The sequence below is a fragment of the Flavobacterium sp. PL002 genome (assembly GCF_054165825.1).
Genome location: NZ_CM135110.1, coordinates 1,665,012 through 1,679,936, shown reverse-complemented (window position 1 = coordinate 1,679,936; position 14,925 = coordinate 1,665,012). Strand labels below are relative to the sequence as shown.

Here is a 14,925-nt window from a genome sequence, read left to right as displayed (position 1 = left end):
TTATATAGTTAATAATTATTAAAACTCATTTTAGTGATGATCATGCTCTGCTACGGCTTGACCAATGAATAATGCTGATAACAACGTAAACACGTATGCTTGTAAAGCTGCTACTAACATTTCTAATACACTCATGAATAAAACGAAGGCTCCAGAAACTGGAGAAATCCATGCCGTTTCAAAAATGAAGATTAAAGAAACCAAACTCAAAATGATAATGTGACCTGCAGTTATGTTAGCAAATAAACGAATCATTAATGCAAATGGTTTTGTAAGCATTCCGATAACCTCAACAGGAATCATAATTGGTGCTAACCAAAATGGAACCCCTGGTGTATTGAATATATGTCCCCAGTAATCTTTGTTTCCACTTAATGTTGTAATGATGAAAGTGATCAACGCCATTACAAATGTGAAATATATATTTCCAGTTAAGTTCGAGCTAAAAGGGAAAAACGGAATCAATCCAATAAGGTTATTAATCCAAATAAAGAAAAAGATTGTCAACAAGTACGGCATGTACTTTGCGTATTTCTTTTCTCCAATGTTTGGTCTAGCAATGTCATCTCTAACAAATGTTACAAGCGGCTCTAAGAAACCTGCAATTCCTTTAGGCGCTAATTTATTTTTCTTGTAAGAACGTGCAACCGCAAGAAACAACAAGAACATAATAATAGCCGACATGAACATTGAAAAAACATTCTTAGTAATTGAAAAATCTAATGGTCTTGCATCAAATGCAAAAGCTCCTAGATCTCTATCCTCTTTAGATAATTTCTCGTATTTATCAGCATAAAAAACAACTTCGTTATAACGAACTAGTTTTTGACCATTTACGTCAATTACATGCGCTCCCTCATTATCATGATGAAATGCCTCTGAAGAGAAAACCTCTAAACCGTTGTTTGTCCATAAAATTACAGGCAAGTAAAACGAAATAGGATGACCATCCCAATCAGCAATATGAAATTCGTGAGAATCTCTAATGTGCTCATTGATTAAATCTGTAGCATTGAATTCTTTCTTTTCGTGAGTTGCCTCGACATGATGTTCAGCAACTGCTTCATTAGCAACATGAACGGTATCAATCAAAGGATTTGCGTTACTGATGTAAGGAACACAAGCCATAAAAGCAACTAACAAGAACTGAAGTGGTTTATTTGAAATAATCATTATTAAATTGTTGTCTAATTTTAGGTTTTAAAATTTTTTGCAAATGTACATAATTTATTCAGAATTGAAAATATATCAATTAGTTTTTAAAAAATATGTCTGTAATGCCACTATAATTTTCAATAAATATACTATTTAATGCTTGTTTATTAAACGAATCGCAAAAAATGTCTCAAAAAACAAATATAAAAAATACGGAATAAAGAACATTCCAACGTCTCCAATCTTGCTAATTCTATCTGATTGCAGGAGCGGAATCAAGAAAACAACTGCTGCCAGCATTTTCAATAAACTAAATCCCATAAAAGCAAAACCAGTATAATCTGGAAATGATTTGTGTACAAATAACAGAAAAAGATAGGAAAGTAACGTTATGACAATGTGAAAAATATAAATGCTCCAAAGCGAATAAAAGAAACTTATATCGCCAAAAAGAGTAGAAACAACTAAGTATTGTGTTAAATACAGCAGTATTGAAAATGGAATTAAATATTTTGAAAAGTTTAAAAACGCTTGCATTAGTCTTCTTTGTTTAAGTTTTTAACCTGCCTAATTACATTATATAATGCTATAAAAACAGATAAAAGAGATAGTACTATGGTAAATACTGATGATTGAGTATATTTTTTATCGAGCCAAATCCCGAGATAAGTAAAGGCAAAGATAATCACTCCCATTTGAAAAGGAATGTTCATCATTACGATCCATTTATTATTTGTTTTTTTGTTTGGCTTCTTTTCCATCATTTATTAATAAATTACTAGAATTATCTTTCATTATGCATGTAGCACTAAAGTCGGCTCCAGGTTCAACTGATAATTTTCCTACAGTTACTTCTCCTTCAATGCTTGCTTTGGCTTTTACATTCAGTAATTCATTTACTTGAATGGTTCCATTTAGTTTACCTTCAATATCAGCATTATTACAAATAACATCTCCCGTTATTGTTCCTGTAGGACCTAGAACTAATTTTCCTGTAGATTTAAAATTGCCTATAAGCTCGCCATCAAACCTAAAATCAGTTTGAGTATCTATGTCTCCTTTTATAACTGTTCCCTCTACAATTCTATTGGTTTTACCTAGCAGTTCTGTGTATGGTGTTGTTTTTTTATTAAACATAATTTATTGTTTTTGGAATTCTAAAAAGTCTTTGAGATTTTTATTGATTTGGATTACTTTGTAATTTTCGTTTGTGATTAAAACAGCTTCGGTAGTAATTTTATACTCTTTATCATCTCTTAAAAACTTAACAATTTTACTTGCTTCAGTTTCTGTAATAGCACCATGAATGGTAATGAAATTTTCTAATCCTGTATAGACATCAAAGGAATATTTTCGGCTATAACGGTCCTCCGCAATGATCCATTTTTTAATTTTCTCTTCTAATATTTTAGTAGCCTCCTCATCTCTAGTGCCTACTTTATATAGAATTTTCCAATTGTAGGAATCCTTTGTTGTAAAAGCAATTTTCTCTAGAACAGGAATTTGAGTGTTAATCATCTCTAGCGCACCTTTACCTTCATCAGTATTTGGGTAATTTGTAGCTACATATTGTAAGCTCGTTTTATACGCTGCCACTCCTTGCAGTTTACCTACAGTTTGTGCTTTTAGCAATTCAAATTTTGAAACAATTTCCTCTCCAGAATATTGCGTAATTAGTTTCTCTAAACTTTCAAGAACAGTCACATATTGTTCCTCTTCATATAGTTTATACAACTTATTGTAAACATTGTCAGGAGTTCCCTCAAATGTTAATTCGTCTTGGTTAACATTGTTTATAATTTGTGCGTAACGAGAATCAGGATATTCAGCCGTGATTTCTTTTTGCATGGCTAATGCCTTAGCTTTATTTGTAATTTGATAAATTTTGTACAAATTATACTTTGTTGGAAGTATTAATTTTTCCTCAGGATTATTTAGTAGTAGCTTTTCTAATTTAGTAGAAGCCAAGTCGTATTCCTTAAATTTCTCCTTATAAATCAGCCCTAATTGGTAATAAGCTGTATTGCGTTCCTTACCAATACTGTCAATAACTTTTTGTTCAGTAGGGATTTGCTTAAGATAAAAATCAGGTTTGTATTCTTCCTTTACCACTTCTTCAACAACTACGGCTTCCTCAGTTTTAGTAGTGTCTATAGCACTATCTTCAGGTACAGTACTCGTGTTTTTTGTATTTAATAACCTCCAGTTTCCATTAGCAGCTCGGTTTCCCCATGTTTTTTTGAAAATTACTTTACCATAAGCTACTGTTGTAGGATTGTAAAAATAAAAAACACTTGTTGACGTACTTGCAGTATTATCTGACGGTAACGCTGGTGGCCCAATGGTGTTAGGTCCAAAACCTGGCGTAGAAACAGCAGGATTAACCGCCGCTACGGCACTATTTCTATCAATATTGGCTTGTTTTTCCTTTTCTTTTTCTTCTAAAATTCTTTTAGCTTCATCAGCTTTTTTTAATTTATCAATATGATTTTGAAAATAAACAATTCTGTCTGCTGGATTTAAAGAAACTAAATTTAGAATACTGTCATTTTTAACGGCAATATCCTCATACATAATTACTTCATCTAGGTCTTTACGAATTTTACTAATTTTAACAAACTCGCGCGTTTTAGGGTTTAGCTTAACCAAAGTACTATCATAATACTTTGCTGCCATAGGATATTTAGTATTTTTAAAATACATATTTCCTAAGTTCCTGTAATCTGACGCCATTAAATAATCATCTGTAGTGGCTTTGCTTAAAGAGATGTTGTAATATTTTTTAGCTTGTTCTTGCTTGTTTTGTTTATCATAAAAGACACCTAATTGATAATTTAACACATCAAGATACGGACGATTCTCACGGTCAGCTAATAATTTTTTGTAATGTTTTAAAAATAAAATGGTATCGCCTTTTTTATAATCAAATAATTGTGTTTTGCGAACATGAGATTGAGCAACATATTTCCTTTCGGATTTTCTGTTCATTTTTATCACTGCATTGTAGCTGTATCCTGCACTATCTGTTTTTCCTAATTCTTCATAAAGCTGTCCTAAAATAAAATGGTATCGCGCTTTATCTTCATTCTTAGTACTAAATTGTATGGCTAATTTTAATTTAGCCACTGCGCTATCTTTTTCTTCAAGGTTTAAAAAAGCTTCGGACATAAGTGCATTTGCATCAGAGAAAACTTGTTTTTTTAATTGCTTATCGCCAAGTAAACGCGTGATGTTATTAATTACCAAAGCATCATTCCCTAAGCGCATATTGGTTTTTTCTCTCCAAATTTTTGCTTCGTAAATTTTACTACTGTTACTGTATTTGTATAAAATGAAATTAAAAGCATCTAGCGCCGGAATAAAACGTTGATCAAAGTAACGTGCTTTTCCTAAAAGTAAATACGCTTCATCTATTTGTGTATTTCTCTCTTTACCGTCAATATTCATTGAATGCTTTTGAATCGCCTTTGTTGCTTTTGCTTCAGCAATTTCAAGATTTGGATTCTTAGCCTTTTCAACACCAGATACTTCCTCAGTAACTTGCATTTTTTCGATAGGCAAACGCATCCAGAAATTATCTTTTGTATTTGCTTTAATATCTTGAATTGCCTTATCTAGGCCAATTTGTCCGTTGTATAAAATATTATACTCGGTGCTTAAGGCGTGAGAATTTCTGGCTAGAAATGTATTCCTTTTAGTAGAACAAGCTACCAAAAAAAACAAAATTCCAAATGTGATTATAACTTTGCGTATGGGCGTTTTCAATGGTAAACGTTTTTATCATTAAACTTTTTAAAAAGCTTTTTAGTATAGTAACTGGTAAAAATACGTTTCTTTTTGAGAAAGTGAAAATTATATGTAGTTATTTGACTACTGCCGCATGAGGGATGTAATGGAAATCCTTTTTTATTTTATTTTTATAAAATAAAAAAGATTGGGAATGAAATCCCGACCACGCATTTTTTTTGCGTGGTCATGCCCAAATAAATTGTATTTTAAACTGCAAAAAAGGATTCTAATTCTTGCAATGTTTCTGGAGATGTTTGTATGTCTTTGACCACTTCGCCCTTGTTTAACGCTACAATTCTAGAACAAACCTCAACGGTGTGTTGTAAATCGTGGCTAGAAACTAAGATGGTGACCTCAGGATCTTCGGCTAGTTCTTTGATAATTTTTTTTAATCTACTTACTGTTGTAGGATCTAGGTTTGCAAAAGGTTCGTCTAGAATCACTACTTCAGGATTCCCAATTAAAGTGGCAATGATTCCCACTTTCTTTTGGTTTCCCTTAGACAAATCACGCAAGTACTTTTTGTTTTTAAGAATCTCACCGTTAAAAAACTCTTCGTATTTAGCTAATAAAGCATCTATGTCGGCTTTGTTTTGCCCACGTAAATCGCCTATGAAATAAAAATATTCCTCAGGAGTTAAATAGCCTATCAAGAAACTCTCATCGATAAAAGCTGCAGTGAAGGATTTCCAAGCTTCATTAGTATTTACTTGAATGCCTTTATTAGTAATTTGGCCTGTTGTAGGCTGAATTAAATCTAATAATAAACTAAAGAAGGTTGTTTTTCCTGCACCGTTATTCCCTACCAATCCTAGGCTTTGCCCTTTTGGGATTTCGAGATTTTCTATATTTAAAACGGTGGTGCTATTGTATTTTTTTGAAAGATTTTGTGCGTGTATCATGGTTAGAAATTAATCGGTTGTTGATAAGTTTTTTTAAGTCGGTTTTAGCTAGTTTGTTTGTAGGCCGCAATAGTTGCGTATTTCTCTTTCTTGTAAATTTTTTCGATCAAGACAAATACTTTACTTTTTAATAATAAACCTAATACGCCTAAGACTGCAATGATGATAAGGCCTGTGTTTGCAGAAGCATATTTCATTGCTAACCAATAAATAAAAACAGGCAGTCCTAATTGCGGAATAGATATAATCATGGTCTTAACGTTAAAGGCTTTTTTATCTCCAAAAGCTCCTTTTGATGAGCTTAAATCTATAGGGGCTTTGTTAAACGCACCACCTAACAACACTAACTGCGAGTTGATACCAATATTATAAATGGCTCCTACAACAATAATTAAATAGGTCTCCCAACCAAAATACAAATAAAAGGACGCCAAAATTGTGCTGACAATTGTAGCAATAACCATAAGCGACCACTTTGATTTTAAGTAATCTTTATAGGACACATTTTGTGTCATTAGTAATTGATAATACGAGCTGTCCCAACCAGGTACATATTGCCCGAATGCAATTAAAAACCCTCCTGAAACAAAGACGCCTGCAAAGATTTTCATGGCAGAACCATACATCTCTGTATTCGTGAAAAATAACAATCCGTAGAATAAAAATAAAACACTTAATCCTACAGTTGTTTTTGAGCGCTTGTTTCTCTTTATTAGTTTAATGTCGTTTTTAAGAAATGTCCCTGTATTCCCAAATTGATTTAACCATGTAAGTTGCTCTGTTCTTGCTACAGCGGTTTTAGACGAAAGTCCAGCATCTAAATAAAGGTTGCTCATCAAGAATTTAAACGAAATATAGTAAATTGCTACAAGTGCAACTATAGGAATTGCAAATGCCCAACTTGTATTAAAAAAAGCATTGAATACTGGTGCTAAATAATCAGTGATATTGAAATAATTATAATACTGTAGTCCAGCAAATATTGCTACTACTGCTATAAACACACCCAGTAAGTTGTCCTTATTACTCAGCAAAATATTGATAAAGTTGTTGATGTATATTAATGAAAAGATAGCCATAAACCACATCAATACAGAGATCACGTCATAACCTTCTATTAATAAAACAATTGTGAAAGGTATGAATAGAAAAAAATGAATAACATTGAAAAACGAAATCATGGTTTTACCCAATGAAAAATGAACTATGGTAGGTTTATTAATTTTTAATAGTAATAAGGGTTTGATATTAAGCACTGGGATTTTTTGCATTAATAGCTTAATTATTAAATCAAAAGCAAAATAAAAAATCAGGAATTTATTGATGGTAAGAAGCGGGTCTAAATTTGACTTTTTCATAATGTAGAAAGAACCTACTCCTAGGGCTAAGAAAATCAGGATAAAATAAAGCGCTACGAAGCCCATTAATATCTTGAGCCCAAGACTAGTTGCAAAGGATGCTGATCTTGAAAAAGCTTTCCACTCTAGGTAAATAAACTTGTTAATCATTGGTTTGGTTTTTTGGTTTATAAAATTAGTACGTAAAAAGTGTAAAACGTTACACAGAAAGTATTTTATATTCGGGATAAGTAGCTATTAAGTACTCTTCTGTTTTTGATGGGATGATCTTAAAAAATGATAAATACAAAAAATGAGCTTAGCACTAAAATGAAGCTCAAGCCTAATTATCCATGAAGGATTGTTCAATACTATCTATTTGTTGGTTGTTCGGTTTCAAGTGTGAAAAAATTAAAATTCTAAACTCGGCTTTGGGTTCACTAAACTCTGCATGTTTTTAATAAAATCTTCTAACTCAGCTAGTCGGTTTACAGTTTCTTTCGTGCCTGCCTCGGTGAGTTTGTAATACTTGCGCATTCGATTATCAACCTTAGCGATTTCAACGTCTAGAATACCCTCTGCTTCTAGTTTGTGTAAAGCGGGATATAAGGCTCCTTCGGTAATATTAAGTTCTCCAGCTGTAATCGCTTTTACTTTTTGGGTGATTTCATAACCGTACATCCTGCCATTTTCTTCTAGCAATTTCATGATAATGGTATTCAAACTTCCCTTATATAATTGTGAGTTTTTCATAATCGTAATTCTTTAAATCAAAACAAATATACATAAGTTTCTTATGCATAACAATCCTATGTATATAAAATTTCAATATTTTGATTTAAAGAAACCTAATCTCTTTAGTATATTTGTAAAAAAATTATCTCATGTCATCATTTTTAAAACTAACTATAAAAGAAGTAAAACGCGAAACTGCCACTTCAGTTTCTATACTTTTTAATGTTCCTCAGGAATTAAAACCTAATTATAGCTTTATAGCTGGGCAATATGTAAATATCAAACTAACATTAGACGGTCAAGAAATTCGCCGTGCCTACTCTATATGCTCTTCACCAGAAAGTGGTGAATTGCGTATTGCTGTAAAAGCCGTCAAGAATGGTGCGTTTTCTCAATTTGCAAATACGAAGCTAAAAGCCGGTGATATCTTAGAAGTGGGAACTCCGGAAGGAAACTTTATCTTTGAGCCACAAGCTGACCGCCAAAAAAATTATGCCGCATTTGTATCAGGAAGCGGAATAACTCCAGTGTTATCTATTATAAAGTCGGTTTTAATAAGTGAACCAAAAAGTACTTTTGTATTAGTATACGGAAATAAATCTATTGAAGAAACTATTTTTCACCAACAGTTACATGACTTGCATTTGCAGTATGTAGGACGCTTCTTTGTATATTATGTATACAGTCAAGCTAAAGTGGACGAATCACTTTTTGGACGTATAGAAAAATCAACTGTAAACTTTGTTTTGAATAACAAACACAAAGAATTATCATTTGACAAATTCTATTTATGTGGTCCAGAGGCTATGATCGAAACGGTTTCTGCTGTATTAAAAGAAAATAATGTAAAAGAATCGGCTATTAAGTTTGAACTTTTTACTTCTTCTACACAAGAAAATACTATATCAGAATCACTTGAAGGACATTCAAAAATTACTGTTATAGTTGATGATGAAGAAACTTCATTTGAAATGTCTCAAAAACAAACGATTCTTGATGCGGCTTTAAAACAAGGTATTGATGCGCCTTATTCTTGCCAAGGCGGAATATGCAGTAGCTGTATTGCTCGTGTTACTGAAGGAACTGCTGAAATGACTAAAAACTCGATTTTAACCGATAAAGAAATTGCTAGTGGATTAATTTTGACTTGTCAAGCACACCCTACTTCTGCTTCGTTAAAAGTAGATTATGATGATGTTTAAAATAAATTAAACGCAATTATACGTTTATATAAAAACCATTAAAAAATTAAAATAATGTAGGTCAAACCCGCATCAATCTTAATTTTTTAATGGTTTATTTTTTTAGATATTCGATATTTTAAACGCTATAACATCGTAAAATGCAATATGGATATATAGCTCCTTGAATAACTACTTTTATAGAAATGAATTCCAAAAAAACAAATCGCTCTGCCTTTTATTTTCCTCTTTGTCATCACCATAAGAGTACCAATCTTTAGTTTTTTCTTTTATCAGTGATTTTAAGCTCACTAAATCATAAGTTTTCTTTGCAGCTATAGGCTTTATCTCTGATGCATTATTAAAACTTGCATCTACTTTCGTAGCTATGAATGATGTATATAATCTTGGAATAGTAACACCTAAAATCATACCTGGTAATCCATTTATTGAACAAGGACCGCCAGAAATAGTAATGTCATCAGTATAAAAAGCAAATACATAGACATCTCCCATTATTTTACCTACAGCTTTTCGACAATTATAACCCGCGATTTCTCTATTTTCATTTGTGATTTTCCATTCGATATCTGAGATGCTATCTGCTATAACAAAGTTGGTTCCTGCAATTTGTTTTTGCATGCTCATCTTTCCAGCTTCAAAATCAAAATACCACACACTTTCTTCATCCGCATCTTTTTTATATTTAGGAATCTTTGTTTTAGGACTCCATCTATCAAATTTATAGATACTTTTATTATTTTCGAATGAATAAGTAAAATAAGAAATTTTAAGATCTGATAAGTTTTCTTTCATCATCTCATCCCAATTGTCATTACTCATTGTTTTTTTTAAATTAGTACTAACCTCATATTCAATTACAGCTTTATCTACAAACTGTTGAGACCAAGCTGTAGCGGTCATAAACATTAGAATGGTTAAAAAGTAAAATATTGATTTCATCTGTTTTATTTATTAGTTGCCAGTATTGTTTGACTTGTTTGGGTTATATGACTTTGAAACTATCTATATCCTTAATTTGATTTAAAATTATTTATTTTTAAAATTCCATAAAAAACCAATCATAGCGTATCTTTTCAACCTATCATTTTCTTCCTGAATAATGGTATTTCCGTATACTGATCTGCTGATGCCTATATTTTGATTTAATATATCTCTTACCATAATATATGCTGTGAACTCATCGTTTTTAAAAGTGCGCTCTAATCTTGCATTCCACAAATGGTTAGTCAAATTATCTTTGAAGTCTGTTGTTTTTTGTCTAGCTAAAAAATTATACTCTGAAGATAACTTCCATTTTGGACTTAAATAAACTCCCGTTGTCAATTCAAAATCATTAATATTATATGATTTCACTTCGTCATTTTGCGAAGTCACATTTCTTGTGTTCGAAAAGCTATTTCTTAAACTAAAATCGTATTTCTTTTCTTTTGATTTGTTTAAATAGATTGACAAACCTGAATTTAAAGTTTTAGTATCGCTGATTACATCATTAATACTAATCACCGATTTATTGTAGTTGAAATTCGGACTCAGATTTACACTCATATCAAACTTCTTTATTTTAAAACCGTATCCGAAATAAAAATTTCCTGAAAAATTTCCATTTGTATTGATAGGTTTGGTAATCGTCTTGGCGTTTTCTGGATCAATAACTTGACTGTACGAAATTAAATTAGAAGTAGTCTTTAGATTAATATTTTGATAAAAATAACTCTCAGTCAGCATATTGTAGTTGTTCTGAAAGATATTTATACTATTTGAAAAAGATTGTTTTAAATCTGGATTACCTACAATTTGATTGAAAAAATCTTGATTATTTCTCAAAGGTTGTAATTGATCAATAGTAGGTTGTTTTGTAGCTCCTTGATAATTAATTCGAAAGTTGCTATTACTCTTGTATTTATAAGAAAAACTAGCTGAAGGAAAGAAATTAGTATAACTCCTTTTATACTGGTTGTCTAAAGTTTCATCTAATAAATCAAACGAAGTTATTCCAAAACCACTACCAACACTATAATTTATTTTCTTGGAATTATAACTTAATTTTATTGCAGGTTTGTTTGTTATAATCTTTTGGCTAAATTGGTTTGATAAGGCACTTACAACCACATTATACTTATCGTCTACATCAGAATAATCATAGGTATTATAATCATTATCACCTGTATTAAGACTTACTTGATATGCTAATTGTAGTGCTAATGATTTAGATATAGGTTCAGAGTAAGTCATGTTTAAACTAAGATTTTGAGTTGATTTTTCACCTATTTTATTTTGATCAACATCTTCTCGTGATGAAAAAACACCATCTGTATAACTGTCATTGAAAGATTTTAAAAAGTTATTGGTGTTCGTGTTCAATGTACTCCAACTACTACTTAAGGTAAAAGTACGACGTGGTTTAGCAAACTTATGTTTGTACAAAATACTTGCAAACAAGGATGTTTTATCAGAATCAGTTGTAAATGTTTTTTCTTGTTTATTTTTTAATACATCTTCTGCTCCCGTAATGGTAGCATTAGTATATTCGTCACTTTCTGTTTGATAAAAATTAGTCTTAGCTGTAATTTTTAATGAATTAATCGAATCTAACTTCACATCATAAATTGCATTAAGCTTAAAATTACTTCTATTTACATTACTAGTTTGTGAACTGATTTCGTTTAATTGAGTATCTCCCACTTGCGTTTGAGAAATTTTACTTTTATTATTGGTGTAAATTTGTTGATTGTATTTTGGAGATAAGTTTAAAGTTTGTTTATCATTCCATTTATTACTGTATTGCAATCCTGCATTAGTGTTTTTTATAAATCCATTTTGAGTATTCACTGTTGGTTCGTCATCTGTATCATCAGTCCATTCATAATTCACATTTCCATCATCATCCATGCTCATACTAATGTTGTCATTGCCTCCAAAATTATTACCATCATCCCAACTAAGGCCATCTTGACCAGTATTACCATTTAATAAATATCCAGATAATTTTCTTTTACCCTTAAAACTACTGACCATTATATTACCATTGTAGCGAGAATCAGCATCGGTAAATGGCTGGTTAGCGAGATCAACTTTTCCAAAATAACCTTTTTTACTATCTTCTTTTAATTTTAGATTAATCGTTTTTTTGGTATCTCCATCATCAATACCGGTAAACTCCGCTTGATCACTTTTTTTATCAAATACTTGAACCTCTCTTACAGCATCAGCCCTTAAGTTTTTTACTGCCATCCCGGGATCATCCCCAAAAAATTCTTCACCATCAACAAGAACTCTTTGTACCGTTTCTCCCATAGCCTTTATGGTACCATTTTTATCAACTTGTATTCCTGGTAATTTTTTTAGCAGTTCTTCTACGTTTGCGTTTGCATCAACTTTAAAATCACTTGCCCTATAACTAGTAGTATCCCCTTTAATCCTAATTGATCCTGTTTTTATAATCACCTCTCGTAAAAGTTCTATTTTACTTAATAACGAAATGTTTTTAATGTTTTTTTTATCCCCATTAATGAGAATGGTATCTAAATAATCTGCATATTGATTGTGAAAAGTCATCAAGATAAAACTTCCATCTTTCAAATTTTCGAAATTAAAATTCCCTTGTTTATCAGATCGAGTAAATTTATAAAGGATAGAATCTACAGGAGTTAGTAATGCTACAACAGAGTTGTATACAGGTTTATTTTCACTAGCATCAGTTAAAACCCCAGATATAGCGCCTTTTTGAGAAAAAGCAGTAAAAGAAAAAAAGAATAAAAAGGTAATTAAGATTGTAATTCTTTGCATAGAATTTTCTATTTTAAATGTTATAGCATACATAAAATAACATAGAAAATTAGTCAGAAATACATTTTACTTTATTTCATATCTCTTTATTATTATAGGTAATACACCAAAAATAAAAATAGATTTTTTAACAATATTAAGTTTACACCAAGTGTTAAAAATTTATTAAATTTACATACTTAAAAATAAACTTATTTACAATCTTTTAAAACTTTTAAAACTTTTAAAATAGCTTCAGGAGTAATCGTTCGCATTACCTCATCATAGCCTTCAACGACTTTATTACCATAGACAGAAGTAGGCAGTAAAGGATACTTTTCTCTATCAGGAACTAAGCTATTTTCTAGCGGCTGATTAAATGGAACAAAACCGGCATAAGGATGCGTTGCACCCCAGAGCGAAACTACTTTCACTCCTAGCATAGCGGCAATATGCGCATTGCCAGAGTCCATAGAGAGCATCACATCAAGGTTACTAATCAACTCTAATTCTTCGGTGAATTTTATTTTTCCAGCCATATTCACCACATTTTTATGCTGTTGCAAAAGGGAATCTAATATTTCTGACTCTTTCTTTCCACCACCAAAAAGTAGTATTTTATAACTGCTATCTTCTGCTAATTCATTGATTACTTTTTGGATTAAATCCAAAGGATAAACCTTAGAACCGTACTGTGCAAATGGTGCAATCCCTATAAGAACCACACTCTTACCTCCTATTACATTTAATATATTCTCAGTAAGTACGGCTTTTTCAGGAAAGGTAGGATGTGATAAATCAACCGGAAAACCCAAACGTTCAAAAACTTTACAATGCCTTTGAAACATTGTTGGTAATGATTTAAAAATTTTATTTTCGGCTCTGGTAAGTGCTTTTTTTTCGGCTCTGCCTTTATCAACAGCAGCTATTTTTTTTCCGCTTAAAGCGAAAAGATTACGCAATACTTTTGATCGCAAGACATTGTGCAAGTCGGCAAAAGCATCTACTTTTAATGCTCGCAACTCTTGAAACATTCGAAACAAACCTAAAACTCCTTTGTGCTTGTCTTTTTCATCGAAAGCAAAAAAGGAAACCGAAGGAATCGTATCAAAAAAAGGTTTGAAAAACGGTCGAGAAACTACTGTAATTTTAATATGAGGATACTGTTTTACAAAGGCACGTAAAACAGGAACCGTCATGGCGACATCTCCCATAGCGGATAGTCTCATGACGGCTATATGTTTAATTTTATCTGACAATGTTACTGCACTTTAAATATAAAATCTAAGTTGATTTTTATTACTTTTTTCCTTGGTACAAAACAGGGTTTAATTCATCGTCATTGTACATTTTCATTTGTTTGTAAACTTTCATGAATTTGTCTCCATTTTCAATATCAGCCAATAAATCATCAATTGCAGTAGACAAATCTGTTCTTTGTTCTAAAAGGATATTCAATTTAACTTGACATTTATCTCTGTGATCTTGAGAAGCTTCTTCACGAGTTGCTTCTTCATTCATGTGATAAATTTTTAATGCCAAAATTGATAGCCTATCAAATGCCCAAGCTGGACTCTCTGAGTTGATTTTTGCTTCATTTTTTACCACAACATTACTGTATTTTTGTAAAAAATAACCATCTATATATTCTACCATATCCGTACGTTCCTGATTAGAAGCATCAATTCTTCTTTTTAAAGTCAAGGCGGCAACAGGGTCGATATTGGGATCACGAATAATATCTTCAAAGTGCCATTGCACAGTATCAATCCAGTTTTTTAAGTATAATAAATGTTCAAATTTATCTTTTGGAAAAGGATTATTTATAGGTTGATCAACATTATCAAATTGATGATAATCTTTGATACTTTCTTCAAATACGGAATACGCTAATTTTGAAAACATAATTTTTATATTTTTATAGTTACAAAGATACTTTTTATACTTTTATAAAAAAATTACAAAACATAAATCTATTTTGGTTTTAGGGCAGTTATTGAACATATTGACATCAAACCAAAGTTATTAATAAAAACA

General features: G+C 31.3%; 13 protein-coding genes. 1 reads left to right on the top strand and 12 read right to left on the bottom strand.

The window, feature by feature from the left end; all coding sequences use genetic code 11:
* Positions 1–30 precede the first annotated feature (30 nt).
* The 8 genes from atpB to ACVEGE_RS07235 all read right to left on the bottom strand — a co-directional run bounded on the left by atpB (position 31) and on the right by ACVEGE_RS07235 (position 7,936).
* Positions 31–1,173 carry a F0F1 ATP synthase subunit A gene (gene atpB / locus ACVEGE_RS07270; RefSeq protein WP_173851438.1) on the bottom strand — a complete coding sequence of 381 codons (1,143 nt, stop codon included), beginning with the start codon at positions 1,171–1,173 and terminating at the stop codon, positions 31–33.
* A 135-nt stretch (positions 1,174–1,308) separates the two neighbouring features.
* Positions 1,309–1,692: a hypothetical protein gene (locus ACVEGE_RS07265; RefSeq protein WP_173855343.1), complete on the bottom strand. Its 384-nt coding sequence runs from the start codon at positions 1,690–1,692 to the stop codon at positions 1,309–1,311.
* On the bottom strand, positions 1,692–1,871 hold the full coding sequence (locus tag ACVEGE_RS07260; RefSeq protein WP_370566985.1) for an AtpZ/AtpI family protein: 180 nt from the start codon (positions 1,869–1,871) through the stop codon (positions 1,692–1,694). The genes ACVEGE_RS07265 and ACVEGE_RS07260 overlap by 1 nt, the downstream gene beginning before the upstream one ends.
* 13 nt (positions 1,872–1,884) lie before the next feature.
* Positions 1,885–2,292, bottom strand: a complete 408-nt coding sequence (locus tag ACVEGE_RS07255) for a bactofilin family protein (RefSeq protein ID WP_173855344.1) — start codon at positions 2,290–2,292, stop codon at positions 1,885–1,887.
* 3 nt (positions 2,293–2,295) lie between these two features.
* A complete protein-coding gene (gene porW, locus ACVEGE_RS07250; protein WP_370566984.1) occupies positions 2,296–4,920 on the bottom strand; it encodes a type IX secretion system periplasmic lipoprotein PorW/SprE in 2,625 nt (874 codons plus the stop codon).
* A gap of 230 nt (positions 4,921–5,150) precedes the next feature.
* On the bottom strand, positions 5,151–5,846 hold the full coding sequence (locus tag ACVEGE_RS07245) for an ABC transporter ATP-binding protein (RefSeq protein WP_173855345.1): 696 nt from the start codon (positions 5,844–5,846) through the stop codon (positions 5,151–5,153).
* 44 nt (positions 5,847–5,890) lie between these two features.
* A complete protein-coding gene (locus ACVEGE_RS07240) occupies positions 5,891–7,354 on the bottom strand; it encodes a DUF5687 family protein (RefSeq protein WP_173855346.1) in 1,464 nt (487 codons plus the stop codon).
* Between the two features lie 240 nt (positions 7,355–7,594).
* Positions 7,595–7,936: a PadR family transcriptional regulator gene (locus ACVEGE_RS07235; RefSeq protein ID WP_173855347.1), complete on the bottom strand. Its 342-nt coding sequence runs from the start codon at positions 7,934–7,936 to the stop codon at positions 7,595–7,597.
* Between the two features lie 131 nt (positions 7,937–8,067).
* Here ACVEGE_RS07235 and ACVEGE_RS07230 point away from each other — a divergent pair, with 131 nt between their 5' ends.
* Entirely contained in the window at positions 8,068–9,120 is a 1,053-nt protein-coding gene (locus ACVEGE_RS07230; RefSeq protein ID WP_192501091.1) for a ferredoxin--NADP reductase, read from the top strand.
* 177 nt (positions 9,121–9,297) lie between these two features.
* Here the strand turns inward: ACVEGE_RS07230 and ACVEGE_RS07225 are convergent, their stop codons facing one another.
* The 4 genes from ACVEGE_RS07225 to ACVEGE_RS07210 all read right to left on the bottom strand — a co-directional run bounded on the left by ACVEGE_RS07225 (position 9,298) and on the right by ACVEGE_RS07210 (position 14,793).
* Positions 9,298–10,062, bottom strand: a complete 765-nt coding sequence (locus ACVEGE_RS07225) for a GLPGLI family protein (RefSeq protein WP_192501090.1) — start codon at positions 10,060–10,062, stop codon at positions 9,298–9,300.
* A gap of 87 nt (positions 10,063–10,149) precedes the next feature.
* Entirely contained in the window at positions 10,150–12,909 is a 2,760-nt protein-coding gene (locus ACVEGE_RS07220; RefSeq protein ID WP_192501089.1) for an outer membrane beta-barrel protein, read from the bottom strand.
* Between the two features lie 191 nt (positions 12,910–13,100).
* The gene (locus ACVEGE_RS07215; protein ID WP_192501088.1) at positions 13,101–14,117 is read right to left on the bottom strand and encodes a glycosyltransferase family 9 protein; all 1,017 of its coding nucleotides are present in this window, start codon (positions 14,115–14,117) and stop codon (positions 13,101–13,103) included.
* A 70-nt stretch (positions 14,118–14,187) separates the two neighbouring features.
* A complete protein-coding gene (locus ACVEGE_RS07210) occupies positions 14,188–14,793 on the bottom strand; it encodes a DUF4254 domain-containing protein (RefSeq protein WP_192501087.1) in 606 nt (201 codons plus the stop codon).
* Positions 14,794–14,925 lie beyond the last annotated feature (132 nt).

What these genes read in the sequence shown, in the direction of transcription:
- ACVEGE_RS07230 (WP_192501091.1), top strand. Translation starts at nt 8,068, where the DNA reads ATGTCATCATTTTTAAAACTAACTATAAAAGAAGTAAAACGCGAAACT.
- ACVEGE_RS07220 (WP_192501089.1), bottom strand. Translation starts at nt 12,909, where the DNA reads ATGCAAAGAATTACAATCTTAATTACCTTTTTATTCTTTTTTTCTTTT.
- atpB (WP_173851438.1), bottom strand. Translation starts at nt 1,173, where the DNA reads ATGATTATTTCAAATAAACCACTTCAGTTCTTGTTAGTTGCTTTTATG.
- ACVEGE_RS07255 (WP_173855344.1), bottom strand. Translation starts at nt 2,292, where the DNA reads ATGTTTAATAAAAAAACAACACCATACACAGAACTGCTAGGTAAAACC.
- ACVEGE_RS07240 (WP_173855346.1), bottom strand. Translation starts at nt 7,354, where the DNA reads ATGATTAACAAGTTTATTTACCTAGAGTGGAAAGCTTTTTCAAGATCA.
- ACVEGE_RS07245 (WP_173855345.1), bottom strand. Translation starts at nt 5,846, where the DNA reads ATGATACACGCACAAAATCTTTCAAAAAAATACAATAGCACCACCGTT.
- ACVEGE_RS07215 (WP_192501088.1), bottom strand. Translation starts at nt 14,117, where the DNA reads ATGAGACTATCCGCTATGGGAGATGTCGCCATGACGGTTCCTGTTTTA.
- ACVEGE_RS07235 (WP_173855347.1), bottom strand. Translation starts at nt 7,936, where the DNA reads ATGAAAAACTCACAATTATATAAGGGAAGTTTGAATACCATTATCATG.
- ACVEGE_RS07210 (WP_192501087.1), bottom strand. Translation starts at nt 14,793, where the DNA reads ATGTTTTCAAAATTAGCGTATTCCGTATTTGAAGAAAGTATCAAAGAT.
- ACVEGE_RS07265 (WP_173855343.1), bottom strand. Translation starts at nt 1,692, where the DNA reads ATGCAAGCGTTTTTAAACTTTTCAAAATATTTAATTCCATTTTCAATA.
- ACVEGE_RS07225 (WP_192501090.1), bottom strand. Translation starts at nt 10,062, where the DNA reads ATGAAATCAATATTTTACTTTTTAACCATTCTAATGTTTATGACCGCT.
- ACVEGE_RS07260 (WP_370566985.1), bottom strand. Translation starts at nt 1,871, where the DNA reads ATGATGAACATTCCTTTTCAAATGGGAGTGATTATCTTTGCCTTTACT.